Below are 15065 nucleotides of genomic sequence, written 5' to 3' on the forward strand. Positions count from 1 at the left end.
TCATCACATGGTTCTGTCCCACACGCAGCAGGTGCCGGCATAGATAATTCTTCCTCTTTAACTTTCTCTGCTTTTGCCGTTTTCTCTACTTTTTTTTGTTTATTCGGTTTATTTGGTTTTTTTATCTCTTTTTTTTCTACTTCCGGTCTAGTTTTTTTATCATCTTTTTTGTTTTCTACTTTATTTTTATGATTTTCATCTGTTATTTCTTTTTTCGGAGTTTCTTTTTTATTTTTTTCCCTTAATCTCATGGCCATTTTTTCCTCTATAGTCATCTTGTTAGATTTATTCATTGTAGCCTCCTCTATATAATCCCCTCTTCTGAAAAACTATAATATTTTTCCGGGGTTATAATTATATGATCTAAAACCCTCACTTCCAAAGGTTCTAGTATCTTTTTTAACTTTTTAGTCATCTCAAGATCTGCCTGAGATGGCTTTGGATTCCCAGAAGGATGATTATGAGAAAATATAACCGATTTCGCATTATATTTCAATACACATTTCACTATCTCCCTAGGATATATCTGGCTCCTATCTATCGTTCCTAAAAATATAATTTCATCTCCTAAATACTTGTTATCAGCACTTAAAAATATAATTTTAAATACTTCTTTCTCTAAGAGTCCTATACTACTTTTTAAATAATCATATGCAGCTTCTACAGAATTTAAAACAATCTGTTCTCTGAATTTTTCCTTGTATAATTTTTTATTTAAATCGTGTAGGAGTCTAAAATAAATACAGGTATTTTCGGTTATTCCTTTTATTTTTAATGACAATATCTCATCTTTAGACGCGCTCAAAACCCTCTCTAAAGTTTTAAACTCATTTAAAAGCTCCTTGGCTGATTCTTTCGTATCTTTCATTGGGATGGTATAAAACAATAGTGCCTCTAAAATTTCATATTCTAGAAATCCATCCAGACCATTTTTTAAAATTTTAGTTCTAATCCTGTCTCTATGCCCTGAATGTTCTTTAGCTTTCACGACATTCCCCCTGCTATCCTAAGATTTTATAGACTTGTTTTGGAGTTTTCATCCTTTTCATAACCTCTAAAGCTGAGGTTACTATTGGATAGGCAAGTACTGCCCCTGTTCCTTCTCCAAGCCTCATATTCATGTCTAAAAATGTTTTTCTCCCCAAAGTTTTACTTATAATTGCCATTCCAGGTTCTTCACTTCTATGGGTAGCAATCATATATTCCACTGTATTAGGAGCGATTTTTTGAGCAACCAATGCCGCCACACTTGATATAAATCCATCGATCAATATCGGTTTAGAATTAGCTGCACATCCAAGGTATATCCCTGCCATACAAGCAATATCTAAACCTCCTACACATCGTAGGATCTCTATAGGATCATTTTCAAAGAGGTTGTATTTTTCTACAGCATCCTTTATCACCTTTTTTTTCTTCATAAGTCCCTGATCACTCAGTCCGCCACCACGGCCCACAATCAGATCTAAATTTTCCCCTGTCAATGCATATAGAATAGCACTACTTGTAGTAGTATTTCCTATCCCCATCTCTCCATTAGAGAATATATCATAATCCAAGTTTTCTTCAACGATAGATATACCTACTTCTATAGCTTTTATACATTCATCATAGGACATAGCCGGCTCATATACAAAGTTATTGGTACCTTTCTTTATTTTTTTTCTGTATAGATTTGGGTATTTTCTGTCTATCTCTCCTGCTATCCCTATATCTATTAATTTAAAATCAACATCCAATGTATCACATAAAATTCCAATAGCAGCTACCTTGGACAGCATCGCTTCAGAAACAATCTTAGTATATTCAATAGGACAAGACGAAACTCCTTCTTCAACTATTCCATTGTCTGCCGAAGCCACTAGATGTAATTTTTTTAAAATCGCATTATCCAGCCTTCCGGTTATTCCAGAAATTTGAATAGCTAACTCTTCTAATTTTCCGAGACTGCCTAAAGGCTTCATCTTTCCATCCAATATTTTTTTGGCCTCTTCAGCTACCTCGATATTCAAAGGTTTTATCCTCTTTAATGTTGTCTTATATAATTCCATCGACATCTCCTATATTAATCCCCTTTAAGATTGGATATCCATCTGTAAATTCTATAACTATTATTCCGGCATAATTAGGAGCAAATTTCCAGTATCCATTCAATTCGCCAGAAAAATAATAACTTAAGATACAATTTATTACTCCCCAATGACATACTGCCACTATATTCCCACCAGATAGGTCCAATGATTCTACAAAACTCACACATCTTTCCTGCAATTGCTGGACACTTTCCCCTGTTTTATAGTCGTATGACTGCCAATTTTCTTTCCATTCCACAGCATCTTCAGGATGTTTTTCCAATATTTCTTCATAGGTAAGACCCTCTAAAACCCCAAAATTCAGTTCCTTCAGTTCCTCTACCAAATTCAAATCATAATTTTTTATATTTATTATCTCAGCTGTTTCTGCTGCCCTTTTTAATGGGCTGCTATAGATCTCTTTATACTCTATACTAGATAATATCTCCTTTGTTCTCAGAGCTTGACCCTGTCCTTTTTCTGTAAGTTTAGGATCCAAATGCCCGAAAAAAATATTTTCTTTATTCAGTTCACTCTCTCCATGTCTTACCAAAACTAGTTTACCCATTTATAGCTCCAACCAGAAGTACAATTATTGTAGACATCTCAACTACAGCACCTAGGGTATCACCTGTTATCCCACCGATCTTTCTTTCCATTAATTTAGCAAAATATATTCCCAAGATACTAACTACTAAAAGAGCGTATATTCCTGTCATACCTATAAAATAATATGAAAAAGCAGCTGTTATAGCAAACGAGATCATCACACCTACCATATTTGTTTCCTCTACTATGTGTTTTCCCATTCCACTAGGTCTGGCATATTTTCCTACTCCACAGTTTAAAGTACTGTTAAATCTTGCTATTACAGGCATTACAAGTAAAAAATAAGGTGATTCATCTACCGATATAACCTCTTTTAACAGTGTTCCTTTTAGAGCAAAATAAATTATTAAAGATAATGCTCCATTACTTCCAATCCTAGAGTCTTTCATTATCTCTAGCATACGTTTTTTACTTCTATAACTAAATATCCCATCAAATGTATCAGCTAAACCATCTAGATGCAGTCCACCTGTAAGTACTATATCTATTAAGATTATCAATATTGCTATTACCTCTGGGCTGTCAAAAAATTGATTTAAAACTATAAATGAATAATATAAAATCGCTCCTATTATCATTCCAACTACTGGAAAAAACTTCATAGCCTTCCCTAATTTTTTTGGTTCATACTCCATTTTTGGAGTAGGTATTCTTGTCATAAACTGTAAAAGAAGTAAAAATCCCTTCATCACATTCCTCCTATTAATTCTCTATTTTAATTTAACTTTAAGTCCTGAAACCACCATATAAGCTTCATGGCTTTCTTCAGCAATTCTTTGATTTATCCTGCCTGAAATATCTCTAAAATATCTTCCCAGGGGATATGGCGGTACCAGCCCCATCCCTAATTCATTGCTGACAATTATAAAATCCCCTCTGTGTGAACTTATGCATGCCAAAAGGTTATCTATCTCTAAGATTATTTTAGCTTCCATCTCGTTCACCTCTGAAGGAGTCACCATATCCCAGTCTACATGGTTATCCAAAAGAAGGTTACTTACCATATTAGTCAGACAATCTAGAAGAACCACATCACTTTCTATCTTGCCCTCTAAAAGTTTCGTTACATTCTTATATCCTTCTACAGTCTGCCATTTTTCTCCCCTTTGAATCAGATGTTTATCTATCCTGTCCACCATCTCGTCATCATATGGGATCGCTGTGGCAAGGTATGTTCTCGTTTTATAATTATTCAGAGCTATACTTTCAGCCAGAGTACTCTTCCCACTCCTAGCTCCTCCTGTTATATATATAATTTTTCCCATTGTTCCCCCTGTATACTTTGCATAACCTAAAGATTATGGCTTTAGTTTAGTATATCACTTATAGACTGACATTTCAATTAACGGGATACCCCTATTATCTTGTATAATTTTTCCATATCTAGGGATTCTTCTACAACTTTAGCTAATTTATCATATTCTCTTTCTTTAAATTCCTCAAAAGTAGTTGTAGCATCTATTCCATCTAAACCTTTTTGTGCTCTTATGTTATTTAAAAAACCACGAGTGAATTCAGTATTATCAAAAATACCATGGATATAACACCCGATTATATTATTTTTTATAACTCCATTTATATATTTTTCTCCATCTAAAAATATTCCCTTTTCCTTACCGTTAGTTATACCTTGATGGATCTCGTATCCCTTTATTGGTTTACCATAAAGTCCGTCAAATAACCCGTCATCTGTTAATATTTCACCATTATATTGAAGGGTGTTCTTTGATTTTTCCATAGTAGTAGTAAGGTCAAGTAATCCTAACCCGGATATTTCACTGACATTCCCCTCTAATTTCTGAGGATCCTCTATCTTACCTCCTAGCATTTGATACCCGCCACAGATACCGAATATTATAGTTCCACTCTTAGCTAATTTCACTACCTTCTCTGCTATTCCCATTTCTTTTAATTCTTTCAAATCATCTATTGTACTCTTAGACCCAGGAATAATTATCATATCCTCATCCCCTAAATCCTCTACCCTGTCTATATATTTTATAGATACATCTTCATATAGGTTAAATGCATCTAAATCTGTAAAATTGGACATATGTTTTAATTTTATCACCGATATTCTTATGTCTTTATCTATAGTTTTTCTTTTAAATTTATCAGTTACTCCGTCTTCATCTTCTATATCTAATTTTGTGTGAGGCACTACTCCTAAAACAGGAACTCCTATAATTTCTTCTAACTGTCTGAGTCCAGGTTCTAAGATCTTCACATCTCCTCTGAATTTATTTATAACTATCCCCTTTACTCTGGCTCTTTCTTCAGGATTAAAAAGTGTCATAGTTCCTACTACACTTGCAAACACTCCTCCCCTGTCTATGTCTGCCACTAGGATTACAGGTGAATCTGCCATATGGGCCATCCCCATATTCACTATATCCCCCTTTGTAAGGTTGATTTCTACGGGACTACCCGCCCCTTCAATTATAGATACATCATAATTAGATTTTATATAATCATAATTTTTTAAGATCTCTTTTTTCAATCCTTCTTTATACTCTGAATATTTCACAGCTCCCATATTTTCTACAACTCTACCATTTAAAATCACTTGAGATTTTTTATTACTGGTAGGCTTTAGTAATATTGGATTCATATATACCTCTGGCTTTATCCCACAAGCCTCTGCCTGCACTACTTGAGCTCTTCCCATTTCCAGTCCGTTTTCAGTTATATATGAATTAAGTGCCATATTTTGCGATTTAAATGGACAAACACTATACCCCTTCTTATATATCAACCTGCATAACGCAGTAGTTATCAAACTCTTCCCCACTGATGATGCTGTTCCCTGAACCATTAGATTTTTATGTTCTTTCATTTTTTCCCCCCATCGCTTATAGCGAAACTAAAAAATTTCATTTTTTCTTTAAATATTTATAACATATCAAAATATACCATGATTTAAGGTTTATTTACAGTGATAAAAACAAGAAAAAAAGGAGTTAATCGGTATGATTAACCCCTTTTAAGTTATTTCTATTCCCATCCAGCTTCTACGTGGCTGTAATCTCCGTCTCTTCTTTTATATACTACATTTAATTCCTCTGTTTCAGCATTCATAAATATGTAGAATTTTTTACCCATTGTTTCCATCTGTAAGATAGCCTCTCCTATTTCCATAGGCTTAGCCATTATCTTAGTAGGAATGACCTTACTTGTTTTTTCCCTTGTTATATTTCCAGTCTCAGCATTATAGTCAAATTTCTTAAGAGCTTTAGCATGTTTATTGTCTCTTAATTTTTCCTTATATTTAGTCAATTGTTTTTCAAGTACATCTACTACTTCATCAATAGCAGCATATAAATCTACCTCTTCTACTGTAGCTTTTATTTTAGAACCATTTACATAAACTAATACATCTGCTGTATGAACTTTTCCTGTTTTTACGTGTTGTGCTGAAAGAGTGATATACACCTCCGCTATTTGATCAAAATATTTTTTGATTTTTCCTATTTTTTTCTCAGCATGCGCTCTTATTCCTGGTGTAACTTCTAAATGTCTCCCGCTTATAATCATTCTCATAGACTTCACTTCCTTTATTAGAAATTATGTATTTAGAGGTTTTAACTGTTCCTCTTAATTTAAGTATACCTCATTTTTTTGATTTTCCTACTTTAATTTTAAAAAAAAATTTTCTATATAAAAATAAGTAATGTAACATCACATTCAGATAGGCACAGTCTAGATTTTTATTTTTTTGTATATTTCATATTTTTTTAGATCCTTTAGTAATACCTTTATTTAAATAGAAATCTTGGTGATACCCATCGGGAGTGTAATTGCTAGATTATAAAAGTAAGGGCTCCCATTGTGGGAGCCCTTTTTCTAATAAATTATATATATTAGTATTTTTTAGGAGATTCTTCTCCTGTCAATACCCTTAAACCACCTTCAGCTAAAGCTAACATCTCATCTTCTCCAGGATATACCTTTACCTCTCCTATAAATGAAACCCTATCTGTGATATCCCCTACTATTTTCTTAGAATAAGCGATTCCCCCAGTTAAGATTATTGCATCTACCTTTCCAGAAAGTACAGCAGCCATAGCTCCTACTTCTTTAGCCACTTGATAACCCATAGCTTTTACAATTAAACTTGATTTTTCATCTCCGCTTTCAGCATTATCAGTAACTTCTTTCATATCATTGGTATCTAAATATGCTACTACCCCGCCATTTCCTTTGATCCTTTTTTTTATGAAATCCAGATCATATTTACCGCTTGTAGCCATCTTTAAAAGATCTCCAATAGGTAACTGTCCTGATCTTTCAGGTGAAAATGGTCCATCTCCATCCAGTGCATTATTTACATCTATAACTCTACCATTTGAATGAGCTCCTACACTGATTCCCCCACCAAGATGTACAACAATTAAGTTTAATTCATCATAAGATTTTCCCATCTCTTTAGCAGCTCTTCTAGCCACTGCTTTTTGGTTCAATGCATGAAAGATACTCTTTCTTTCTAATTCAGGAATACCAGATACTCTAGCTACTTCATCTAACTCGTCTACCACTACAGGATCTACGATGTATGAAGGTTTAGAGATAGTAGAAGCTATCTCATGAGCTATCCTTCCACCTAAGTTTGAAGCATGTTCTCCCAATACTCCAACCTTTAAATCTGCCAGCATATCTTCACTCACTTCATAAGTTCCACCAGCAATTGGTTTTAACAATCCACCTCTACCTACTATAGCTGCTAATTCTTCTATTTTTATACCTGATTCAGATACCGCATCTAAGATAACTTCCCTTCTAAACTCCAATTGATCTGAAATGTTTTCAAATGGTGCTAATTCCTCATTAGTATGTCTCAAAGTTTTTTCAAAGATCTCCTTTTCATTTTCATAGATCGCTATCTTTGTAGATGTAGACCCTGGATTAATTGCCAATATTTTGTAACTCATTTCTTTATCCCCCCTATGGACCATATATAAATTTATAATTTTCCTGCTGTCATTGCTCCTAAGATTATAGAATTTAACTTAGTTTCTTCACTATCTGCTCTGGAAGTAAGAATAATTGGAGCTGTAGCTCCTACTATCAACCCTGCTCCCTTAGATCTTGCAAAATAAGATATAGATTTATATAAGATATTTCCACCTTCGATATCTGGAGCCAATAAAATATCCGCCATTCCAGCTACTTCATGATCGATTCCTTTATGTTTAGCAGCCTCTAATGATACGGCATTATCTAGTGCAAAAGGTCCTCCTACTATACAATTTTCTATCTCTCCCCTTTTATTCATCTCTTCTAATTCATGTGCATCCACTGTATCTGGCATTTTTTGATTCATTTTTTCTTTAGCGCAAATACAAGCCACCTTTGGAACCTCTATCTCCAATGCACGAGCTACCTTTACAGAGTTATCTATTATTTTTTTCTTAGCTTCCACGTCTGGAGCTATATTCATCGCCGCATCCGTAATAAAAAATAATCTGTCATAATTTTCAATTTCAAATACAGCAACATGAGATAGTATTCCGTCTCCTCTAAGACCAACTTCCCTGTCTAATGCAGCTTTTAAAACTACACTTGTATCCACTAATCCTTTCATCAACATATCTGCTCTTCCACTAGATACTTCTATTACAGCTTGTCTAGCAGCTTCTACATCATCTGTTTTGTCGATAATTTTGTAGTTAGACAGGTCTATGTTCAGCTCTTTCGCGACCTTCTCTATCTTGGCAGAATCTCCTACCAATATTCCATCTACTACACCTTTTTTTCTAGCTTCCTCTACAGATAATAAAACCTCCCTATCTTGAGCTACAGCTACAGAAATAACTTTTTTTTCCCCTTGCTGTTGTGCCTTAGATAGTATTTCTTCAAAATTTTTCATCTTGCCCCCCTCGGTTATATTTCATACAAACTAAAAACCTATAATTACTCCAAGTGGAGTAATTATAAGATTTTAATTCGTAATCCCTTTTTAATTAATCAGTTACTAGCTCTAATTTTCCCTTGGTCAGATGATACCTTTTATCTGTTATGTTTGCTAGTTCTGTGCTATGAGTCACCACAATTATCGTTTGATTTTTTTCCCTACAGATTTTTCTCAAAAGATCATGGATAACCTCACTGGTTTCTTCATCTAAATTTCCTGTAGGCTCATCGGCTAATATTATCTTAGGTTCATTTATCATTGCCCGTGCTATCGCTACCCTCTGTTTTTCTCCACCAGACAGCTCGGTAGGTTTATGATCTAATCTTTCCCCTAACTGCATCTCTGTAAGTAATTCTACGGCTTTTTTCTTTACTTCTTCACGATTTTTCTTTTTCCCTATAAGTCCCGGCAGCATAACATTTTCAAGAGCTGAAAATTCCGGTAAGAGGTAATGAAATTGAAATATAAATCCTAACATCTCATTTCTTAAAAGGTCTATCTTTGAGCTGTGTGCCACACTTACATTTTTACCTGCATAATAAACATCTCCAGAATCCGGTTTATCTAACATCCCTATCATATTTAAAAATGTAGTTTTCCCTGAACCGGATTTACCAAGTACTGAAACAAATTCTCCCCTGTTTATCTCAAAATCCAAATCATTCAATATCTGTATATCTCTTTTTTTATCCTTATAACGTTTGTTTAACTTCTCTATCTTTAATATTATATCAGACATCTTTCATCTCCTATTTTTTCAAACATTTTGCTTTACCCGCATTTTTTTTAATCTTTAGTAACCTCTACCTTTTAGTCATACTTCAACGCTTCAACTACCTCTAATTTTGCCGCTTTATAAGCTGGAAAAATACTAGATAAAAATATAATAACTATATTTGCCGCAACTATTACCAACACTTCCTTAGAAGTTATCTCTACAGGTATTTTGTTTAAATAGTAAATATTAGTTATTTGATTTATTGCATTGTCCTTTACATACCAAAGAATCCCTCCTGATATACTCAGTCCAACTACAATTCCAAAAGATCCTAAAAAAAGTCCTTCCAACATAAATATTCTCATTATATTTTTACTGCTAAATCCCATAGACCTCATTATCCCTATATCTCTTGTTTTTTCCTTAACCAGCATATTTAATATTACCCATACTACAAAACCTGCAATAATTACAATCAATGAAAATACCAGTATCATCACTGTTTTTTCAAGGGATAGGGCAGCCAGTAAATTTCTATTTAGATCTCCCCAAGTTCTTGTGCTCATATTGGTTTTCATTTGAATCTGTCCCGCTACTTTGTTGGCACTGTATACATCATCTAAAAAAACCTCTAAACTAGTGACTGTATCACCAGTATAGGATAAAATTTGTACTGCACGGAGCGGAATTATTATCATAGTAGTGTCATACTCATAGTACCCTGATTGAAAGACTCCTACTATAGTCAGATGCATCTCTCTATTATCGGCAGATACCACAGTTATCCTATCTCCTAATTTTGCTCCCAGCTGATCAAACAGTTCTTTTCCTATGAGAAATTCTGTAGGTTTCTTTATTTCCATCGTTCCTGCAACTATTTTTTTATCTATATTCATGGCTGTTTTGGCATCATCAAAATCTAACCCGTTTATCTTTACTCCTGAAACATATGAACCAAAAATACCACTATATTTTAAGATCCCCTGGGTGGATATCTGAGGTACTGCACCCTTTACACCTTTTATCGATTCTATCTGGGTCTGGAGTTCCCTATAATCATCTATAGCTTCTCCATTCTTTGTAGCCACTACATGGGAACTTATAGACAGTATGCTGTCAACCATATTTTTATCTAATCCGTTGGCTATTCCTATGGAAACCGTAAGTACCGTTACACCAATAGCCACACCTAATATAGCTATTATACTCTGTCTTTTTCTCTCTAAAATATGCTTTTTAGCTATAAAAAATTCTATCATATTAATGTTAATCACCCTCCGTCTGTTACCAAAATTATACAACATAAAAACTGTTTGTACAATAAAAAAAAGACAGGTCCAAGACCTGTCTAATTAATTACTTTCTGATTCCTAACTTAGAGATTAACGTTCTGTAACCATCTAAATCTTTCTTGATCATGTAGTCTAATAATCTTCTTCTTTTACCAACCATTTTCATTAATCCTAATCTAGAATGGTGATCCTTCTTGTTAGTTCTTAAGTGATCAGTTAAGTGATTGATTCTTTCAGTTAATATAGCTACTTGTACCTCAGTACATCCTGTATCAGTTGCTGTTTTTCCGAAATCTTTAATGATTTCTGCTTTAGTTCTCATTGCCATTGTTTGTTCCTCCTAAAAATTAAATTATCCAAACCAAGCCAAGGGCGACACCCCAAAACCTAGATATGAATTTAAAGTATTATAACAAAATAATCACATTTTGTAAAGTTGAAGTTTTAAATTTTTACCTAACCTAATATTTTTTTTAGATACTTTCCAGTATATGAAGTTTTAGATTTTATTATCTCTTCAGGTGTTCCTATGGCTATGATTTCTCCACCACCGTCTCCTCCCTCAGGCCCGATATCTATCACATAATCTGCTGTTTTCACCACATCTAAATTATGTTCAATTATAATTACACTATTCCCCTTATCTACCAATCTATTCAATACTTCCAGTAACTTTCTTATATCTTCAAAATGAAGACCCGTAGTAGGTTCGTCCAATATATAGATTGTATGACCCCTACTCATCTTCGACAGCTCGGTTGCCAGCTTTATTCTCTGTGCTTCCCCTCCAGACAGGGTAGTGGCAGGCTGACCTAATTTTATATAATCCAATCCTACATCTATCAATACCTTTAGTCTCCTCTCCAGAGACGGTATCTTATTAAAGAGTCCATAAGCATCTCCTACACTGAGATCCAAAATTTCAGAGATATTCTTTCCTTTATACTCTATTTCTAGAGTTTCACGATTATACCTTTTCCCCTTACACACTTCACATTCCACATAAACATCAGGCAGGAAGTTCATCTCAATCTTAATGATCCCCGCCCCTTGGCAGGCTTCACACCTTCCTCCTTTTACATTGAATGAAAATCTTCCTTTTTGATATCCACGAAGTTTAGCTTCATGAGTTTCAGCAAATATCCCACGAATATCATCAAACATCTTGGTATAAGTAGCTGTATTTGATCTGGGAGTCCGGCCTATTGGACTTTGATTTATGTCTATCACCTTATTTAGGTGGTCTAATCCCTTTATTTTTTTATAGTTCAATGGATATAACTTCCCTTTATTCAAACTATTGAACAGTACAGGATATAGAGTTTGATTGATCAAGGTAGATTTTCCGCTGCCGCTGACTCCTGTAACAGCTGTCATTATCCCCAGTGGTATTTTCACATCTATACCTTTTAGATTATTCCCGCAAGCTCCCAATAATTCCAAATATTCTTTGGATCTACGTCTTTTTGGAGGAACCTCTATATTTATCTCTCCCTTTAAATATTTTCCAGTAAGAGATTTTTTAGACTTCATAATCTGTTTAGGGGTCCCTTTAGCCACTATCTCCCCGCCAAACCTTCCAGCCCCGGGCCCTAGGTCAAAGATATAATCCGACTGCATCATGGTATCCTCATCATGTTCTACCACTATCAGAGTATTTCCTAATTCTTTAAGTCTATTAAGGGTTTTCAACAATTTATCATTGTCCCTCTGATGAAGACCTATACTCGGTTCATCCAATACATAGAGTACCCCTGTCAATCCACTTCCAATCTGAGTAGCCAATCTAATCCTTTGGGATTCTCCTCCAGATAGCGTTCTTGTCTCCCGGGCAAGACTCAGATAATCTAAACCTACATTTATCATAAAGTTAAGACGTTCTCTTATCTCCTTTAATATATCTTTAGCGATAGTTTCTTCCTTAGGATTCAGAATTAGTTCATTGAAGAATACTAAACAGTCTTTTATACTTAAAAAACTCACATCCATTATATTCATCTTATTAATTGTAATTGACAAAACTTCGTCTCTGAGCCTCTTCCCGTGACATTTGTTACAGATTTTACGCATCATGTATTTGTTCTCTATCTCATCTTTCATAGACTCAGAATTGGTTTCATAGTATCTTCTCTCTAAGTTCTTAACTATTCCTTCAAAATTTTTCATCCCATTATAGCTGAATTCCCGTCCAATATAGTCAACTTTGAATTTTTTTCCAGAACTTCCATAAAATATGATATTTTTGTCTTTCTTTGTCAGTTTTTTAAACGGTTTATCTAGGTCTATCTTAAAAGCTTTTGCCATAGCAGAAAATATCGTCCATACATACCCCTTTGCACTTGAAGCTCCAGGTATATAAAGTCCTCCATCATTAATAGATTTATTTTCATCTATAATCAGCTTATTTTCATCTATCTCTAATTTTTTTCCCAATCCATTACACTCTGGGCACGCTCCATAAGGAGCATTAAAAGAAAATAATCTAGGGTTGATATCAGGTATTTCTATATCCTCATGATTAGGACAGGTAAAATTTTCACTGTATGAATGATCTATACCATTTACATTGGCTATGACTCTGCCTTCAGATAATCCGATCGAACTCTCTATCCCATCTGTCAGCCGAGTTAAAAATTCATTTTCTTTTTTTATTATCAATCGGTCTATAACTACCTCTATATTATGTTTCTTATTTTTATCTAAGTCTATCTCATCTTCTAAATACAGGATCTCTCCGTCTACTCTGGCTCTCACAAATCCTTTTTTTATTAAATTGATAAATAAATTCTTATGAGTACCCTTCTTGTCTTTTATAACTGGAGACAGGAGGAGGAGTTTATCCCCTAACTTTCCTTTCTCTATAATAGTGTCTACAATCTCATCTACACTCTGTTTTTTTACCGGAGAATTACATATGGGACAGTATGCCGTCCCAATATGAGCATAGAGCAGCCTCATATAATCATATACTTCGGTCATAGTCCCTACTATTGATCTTGGATTCTTATTGGTTGTTTTCTGTTCAATTGAAATTGCAGGAGACAACCCCTCTATGCTGTCTAGATCCGGTTTTGTCATCTGCCCGATAAACTGCCTGGCATAGGCTGATAAACTCTCTACATATCTTCTCTGCCCCTCAGAATATATTGTGTCAAAGGCAAGGGATGATTTTCCGCTGCCACTTACCCCTGTAATAACTACAAATTTATATTTGGGTATCTCTAAATTTATATTTTTAAGGTTATGTTCTCGTGCTCCTTTAATAATAATCTTATTATTCACAATTTCCTCCTTCTTTATAATCTTTATGTCTACAACTATCTTACACCATTCACATTTAATCTTACAAATAAAAAGGGGCAAAAAGAATAACCTTTAGACCCCCTTAGTTTTTATTCTTTTGTTTCACCATATATAATTTCATCTATCTTTGATTTAATTATAGTGTAAGACATCGATTCTTTCAGAGAGATAAATTCTATTTGTATTGCACAATCTCCTCCATTAGAATATTTCTCCTCTACCTTTTCAAACATCTTTTTCAACCTGTCCTCAATAGATTCTCTAACTTTTCCGCCATCTATTTTTTTCATATATATAATAAAATATATTTTATTTAGAATACCTATAACATCATCTGATTTTGTATATTTTTTCAAAATATCAGATATTCCCTTTAATATTGAATCTGAAAAGAAATCTTTTTTATTCGTTATTAACCTCAGCGGATAGACCAAAAACAAAGCTGTATCATCCATCTCATTAACTAAGGTTAATTCTTTCAAAAAATTAATGAAATATTCCTCCGAATATACTCCTGTTAAACTGTCATATTTGTTCATGTTTTCAAAATTCAAATTAAATATAGTACAGGTTGAAAGGGATAACGACGTCAAGATTTCAGCCTTTTTTTTCATATTTTTAGCATTTAAATATTCTAATTTTCTCTCCTTTATAAGGTGGGCTATATATGTTTTGGTTTGAATATTTATAAGAGATACTATTATATCTAACTGTTTTAAATTTACAGATTCTTTCAAGATAATTATCTTGATATAGTGAGATAAAATCACATCATATTCCCTTATTATTTTAATAGTTGAATCTTTGAATTTATTGATATTTCCCTCAACTTCCTCCTTCAAAATATACAGCGGGCTCATATTTTTTACAAAATTAATCGTTGTAATAAAAAAATTATTTAATATCTCCGGTAAATTTCCATCTATATCTACAGCTATCTTAAATTCCCTATTTAAAACATTCAATTGTTCCCTCAAAATTTTATCCAAAAGTACCTCTTTGGAGCTATAGTAAGTATAGAAATTACCCGTAGATATTCCTATATCAGCTGTTATATCAGAGACCTTCGTTTTAAAATAACCTTTTTTATAGAACAATTTTTTCCCACTAATCATAATTTGATTTTCCATCCTACTAATCACCTCCTCCATATAAAATAT

The 15065-nt window shown here is 33.7% G+C and carries 14 protein-coding genes; all 14 read right to left on the minus strand.

Annotated elements, in window-relative coordinates:
• Positions 1–304: 304 nt before the first annotated feature.
• Positions 305–988 (minus strand): RadC family protein, encoded by a 684-nt coding sequence (gene radC / locus K337_RS0109425; RefSeq protein ID WP_028856389.1) that lies wholly within the window; start codon positions 986–988, stop codon positions 305–307.
• Positions 989–1001: 13 nt separating this feature from the next.
• Entirely contained in the window at positions 1002–2051 is a 1050-nt protein-coding gene (gene cobT / locus K337_RS0109430; RefSeq protein WP_028856390.1) for a nicotinate-nucleotide--dimethylbenzimidazole phosphoribosyltransferase, read from the minus strand.
• The gene (locus tag K337_RS0109435; RefSeq protein ID WP_028856391.1) at positions 2038–2640 is read right to left on the minus strand and encodes a histidine phosphatase family protein; all 603 of its coding nucleotides are present in this window, start codon (positions 2638–2640) and stop codon (positions 2038–2040) included. The genes cobT and K337_RS0109435 overlap by 14 nt, the downstream gene beginning before the upstream one ends.
• Positions 2633–3370: an adenosylcobinamide-GDP ribazoletransferase gene (gene cobS / locus K337_RS0109440; protein WP_028856392.1), complete on the minus strand. Its 738-nt coding sequence runs from the start codon at positions 3368–3370 to the stop codon at positions 2633–2635. The genes K337_RS0109435 and cobS overlap by 8 nt, the downstream gene beginning before the upstream one ends.
• Positions 3371–3391: 21 nt before the next feature.
• Positions 3392–3946 (minus strand): bifunctional adenosylcobinamide kinase/adenosylcobinamide-phosphate guanylyltransferase, encoded by a 555-nt coding sequence (gene cobU / locus K337_RS0109445; RefSeq protein WP_028856393.1) that lies wholly within the window; start codon positions 3944–3946, stop codon positions 3392–3394.
• 77 nt (positions 3947–4023) lie between these two features.
• A complete protein-coding gene (locus tag K337_RS0109450; protein ID WP_028856394.1) occupies positions 4024–5517 on the minus strand; it encodes a cobyric acid synthase in 1494 nt (497 codons plus the stop codon).
• 158 nt (positions 5518–5675) lie between these two features.
• Positions 5676–6221, minus strand: coding sequence for a ribosome hibernation-promoting factor, HPF/YfiA family (gene hpf / locus K337_RS0109455; RefSeq protein ID WP_028856395.1), 546 nt, complete (start codon positions 6219–6221; stop codon positions 5676–5678).
• 320 nt (positions 6222–6541) lie between these two features.
• Complete coding sequence (gene buk, locus K337_RS0109460; protein WP_028856396.1) at positions 6542–7609, minus strand: butyrate kinase; 1068 nt, start codon at positions 7607–7609, stop codon at positions 6542–6544.
• Between the two features lie 32 nt (positions 7610–7641).
• Positions 7642–8547 carry a phosphate butyryltransferase gene (locus K337_RS0109465; protein ID WP_028856397.1) on the minus strand — a complete coding sequence of 302 codons (906 nt, stop codon included), beginning with the start codon at positions 8545–8547 and terminating at the stop codon, positions 7642–7644.
• Positions 8548–8641: 94 nt separating this feature from the next.
• The gene (locus K337_RS0109470; RefSeq protein WP_028856398.1) at positions 8642–9331 is read right to left on the minus strand and encodes an ABC transporter ATP-binding protein; all 690 of its coding nucleotides are present in this window, start codon (positions 9329–9331) and stop codon (positions 8642–8644) included.
• 71 nt (positions 9332–9402) lie between these two features.
• Positions 9403–10569, minus strand: coding sequence for an ABC transporter permease (locus tag K337_RS0109475; protein WP_028856399.1), 1167 nt, complete (start codon positions 10567–10569; stop codon positions 9403–9405).
• A 97-nt stretch (positions 10570–10666) separates the two neighbouring features.
• Positions 10667–10924 (minus strand): 30S ribosomal protein S15, encoded by a 258-nt coding sequence (rpsO, locus tag K337_RS0109480; RefSeq protein WP_028856400.1) that lies wholly within the window; start codon positions 10922–10924, stop codon positions 10667–10669.
• 134 nt (positions 10925–11058) lie between these two features.
• Complete coding sequence (gene uvrA / locus K337_RS0109485; protein WP_028856401.1) at positions 11059–13884, minus strand: excinuclease ABC subunit UvrA; 2826 nt, start codon at positions 13882–13884, stop codon at positions 11059–11061.
• A gap of 110 nt (positions 13885–13994) precedes the next feature.
• Entirely contained in the window at positions 13995–15035 is a 1041-nt protein-coding gene (locus K337_RS0109490) for a TetR/AcrR family transcriptional regulator (RefSeq protein ID WP_028856402.1), read from the minus strand.
• Positions 15036–15065 lie beyond the last annotated feature (30 nt).

The sequence above is a fragment of the Psychrilyobacter atlanticus DSM 19335 genome (genome assembly GCF_000426625.1).
GTDB lineage: Bacteria > Fusobacteriota > Fusobacteriia > Fusobacteriales > Fusobacteriaceae > Psychrilyobacter > Psychrilyobacter atlanticus.

What these genes read in the sequence shown, in the direction of transcription:
- cobT (WP_028856390.1), bottom strand. Translation starts at nt 2,051, where the DNA reads ATGGAATTATATAAGACAACATTAAAGAGGATAAAACCTTTGAATATC.
- K337_RS0109435 (WP_028856391.1), bottom strand. Translation starts at nt 2,640, where the DNA reads ATGGGTAAACTAGTTTTGGTAAGACATGGAGAGAGTGAACTGAATAAA.
- cobS (WP_028856392.1), bottom strand. Translation starts at nt 3,370, where the DNA reads ATGAAGGGATTTTTACTTCTTTTACAGTTTATGACAAGAATACCTACT.
- cobU (WP_028856393.1), bottom strand. Translation starts at nt 3,946, where the DNA reads ATGGGAAAAATTATATATATAACAGGAGGAGCTAGGAGTGGGAAGAGT.
- K337_RS0109450 (WP_028856394.1), bottom strand. Translation starts at nt 5,517, where the DNA reads ATGAAAGAACATAAAAATCTAATGGTTCAGGGAACAGCATCATCAGTG.
- hpf (WP_028856395.1), bottom strand. Translation starts at nt 6,221, where the DNA reads ATGAGAATGATTATAAGCGGGAGACATTTAGAAGTTACACCAGGAATA.
- buk (WP_028856396.1), bottom strand. Translation starts at nt 7,609, where the DNA reads ATGAGTTACAAAATATTGGCAATTAATCCAGGGTCTACATCTACAAAG.
- K337_RS0109465 (WP_028856397.1), bottom strand. Translation starts at nt 8,547, where the DNA reads ATGAAAAATTTTGAAGAAATACTATCTAAGGCACAACAGCAAGGGGAA.
- K337_RS0109470 (WP_028856398.1), bottom strand. Translation starts at nt 9,331, where the DNA reads ATGTCTGATATAATATTAAAGATAGAGAAGTTAAACAAACGTTATAAG.
- K337_RS0109475 (WP_028856399.1), bottom strand. Translation starts at nt 10,569, where the DNA reads ATGATAGAATTTTTTATAGCTAAAAAGCATATTTTAGAGAGAAAAAGA.
- rpsO (WP_028856400.1), bottom strand. Translation starts at nt 10,924, where the DNA reads ATGAGAACTAAAGCAGAAATCATTAAAGATTTCGGAAAAACAGCAACT.
- K337_RS0109490 (WP_028856402.1), bottom strand. Translation starts at nt 15,035, where the DNA reads ATGGAAAATCAAATTATGATTAGTGGGAAAAAATTGTTCTATAAAAAA.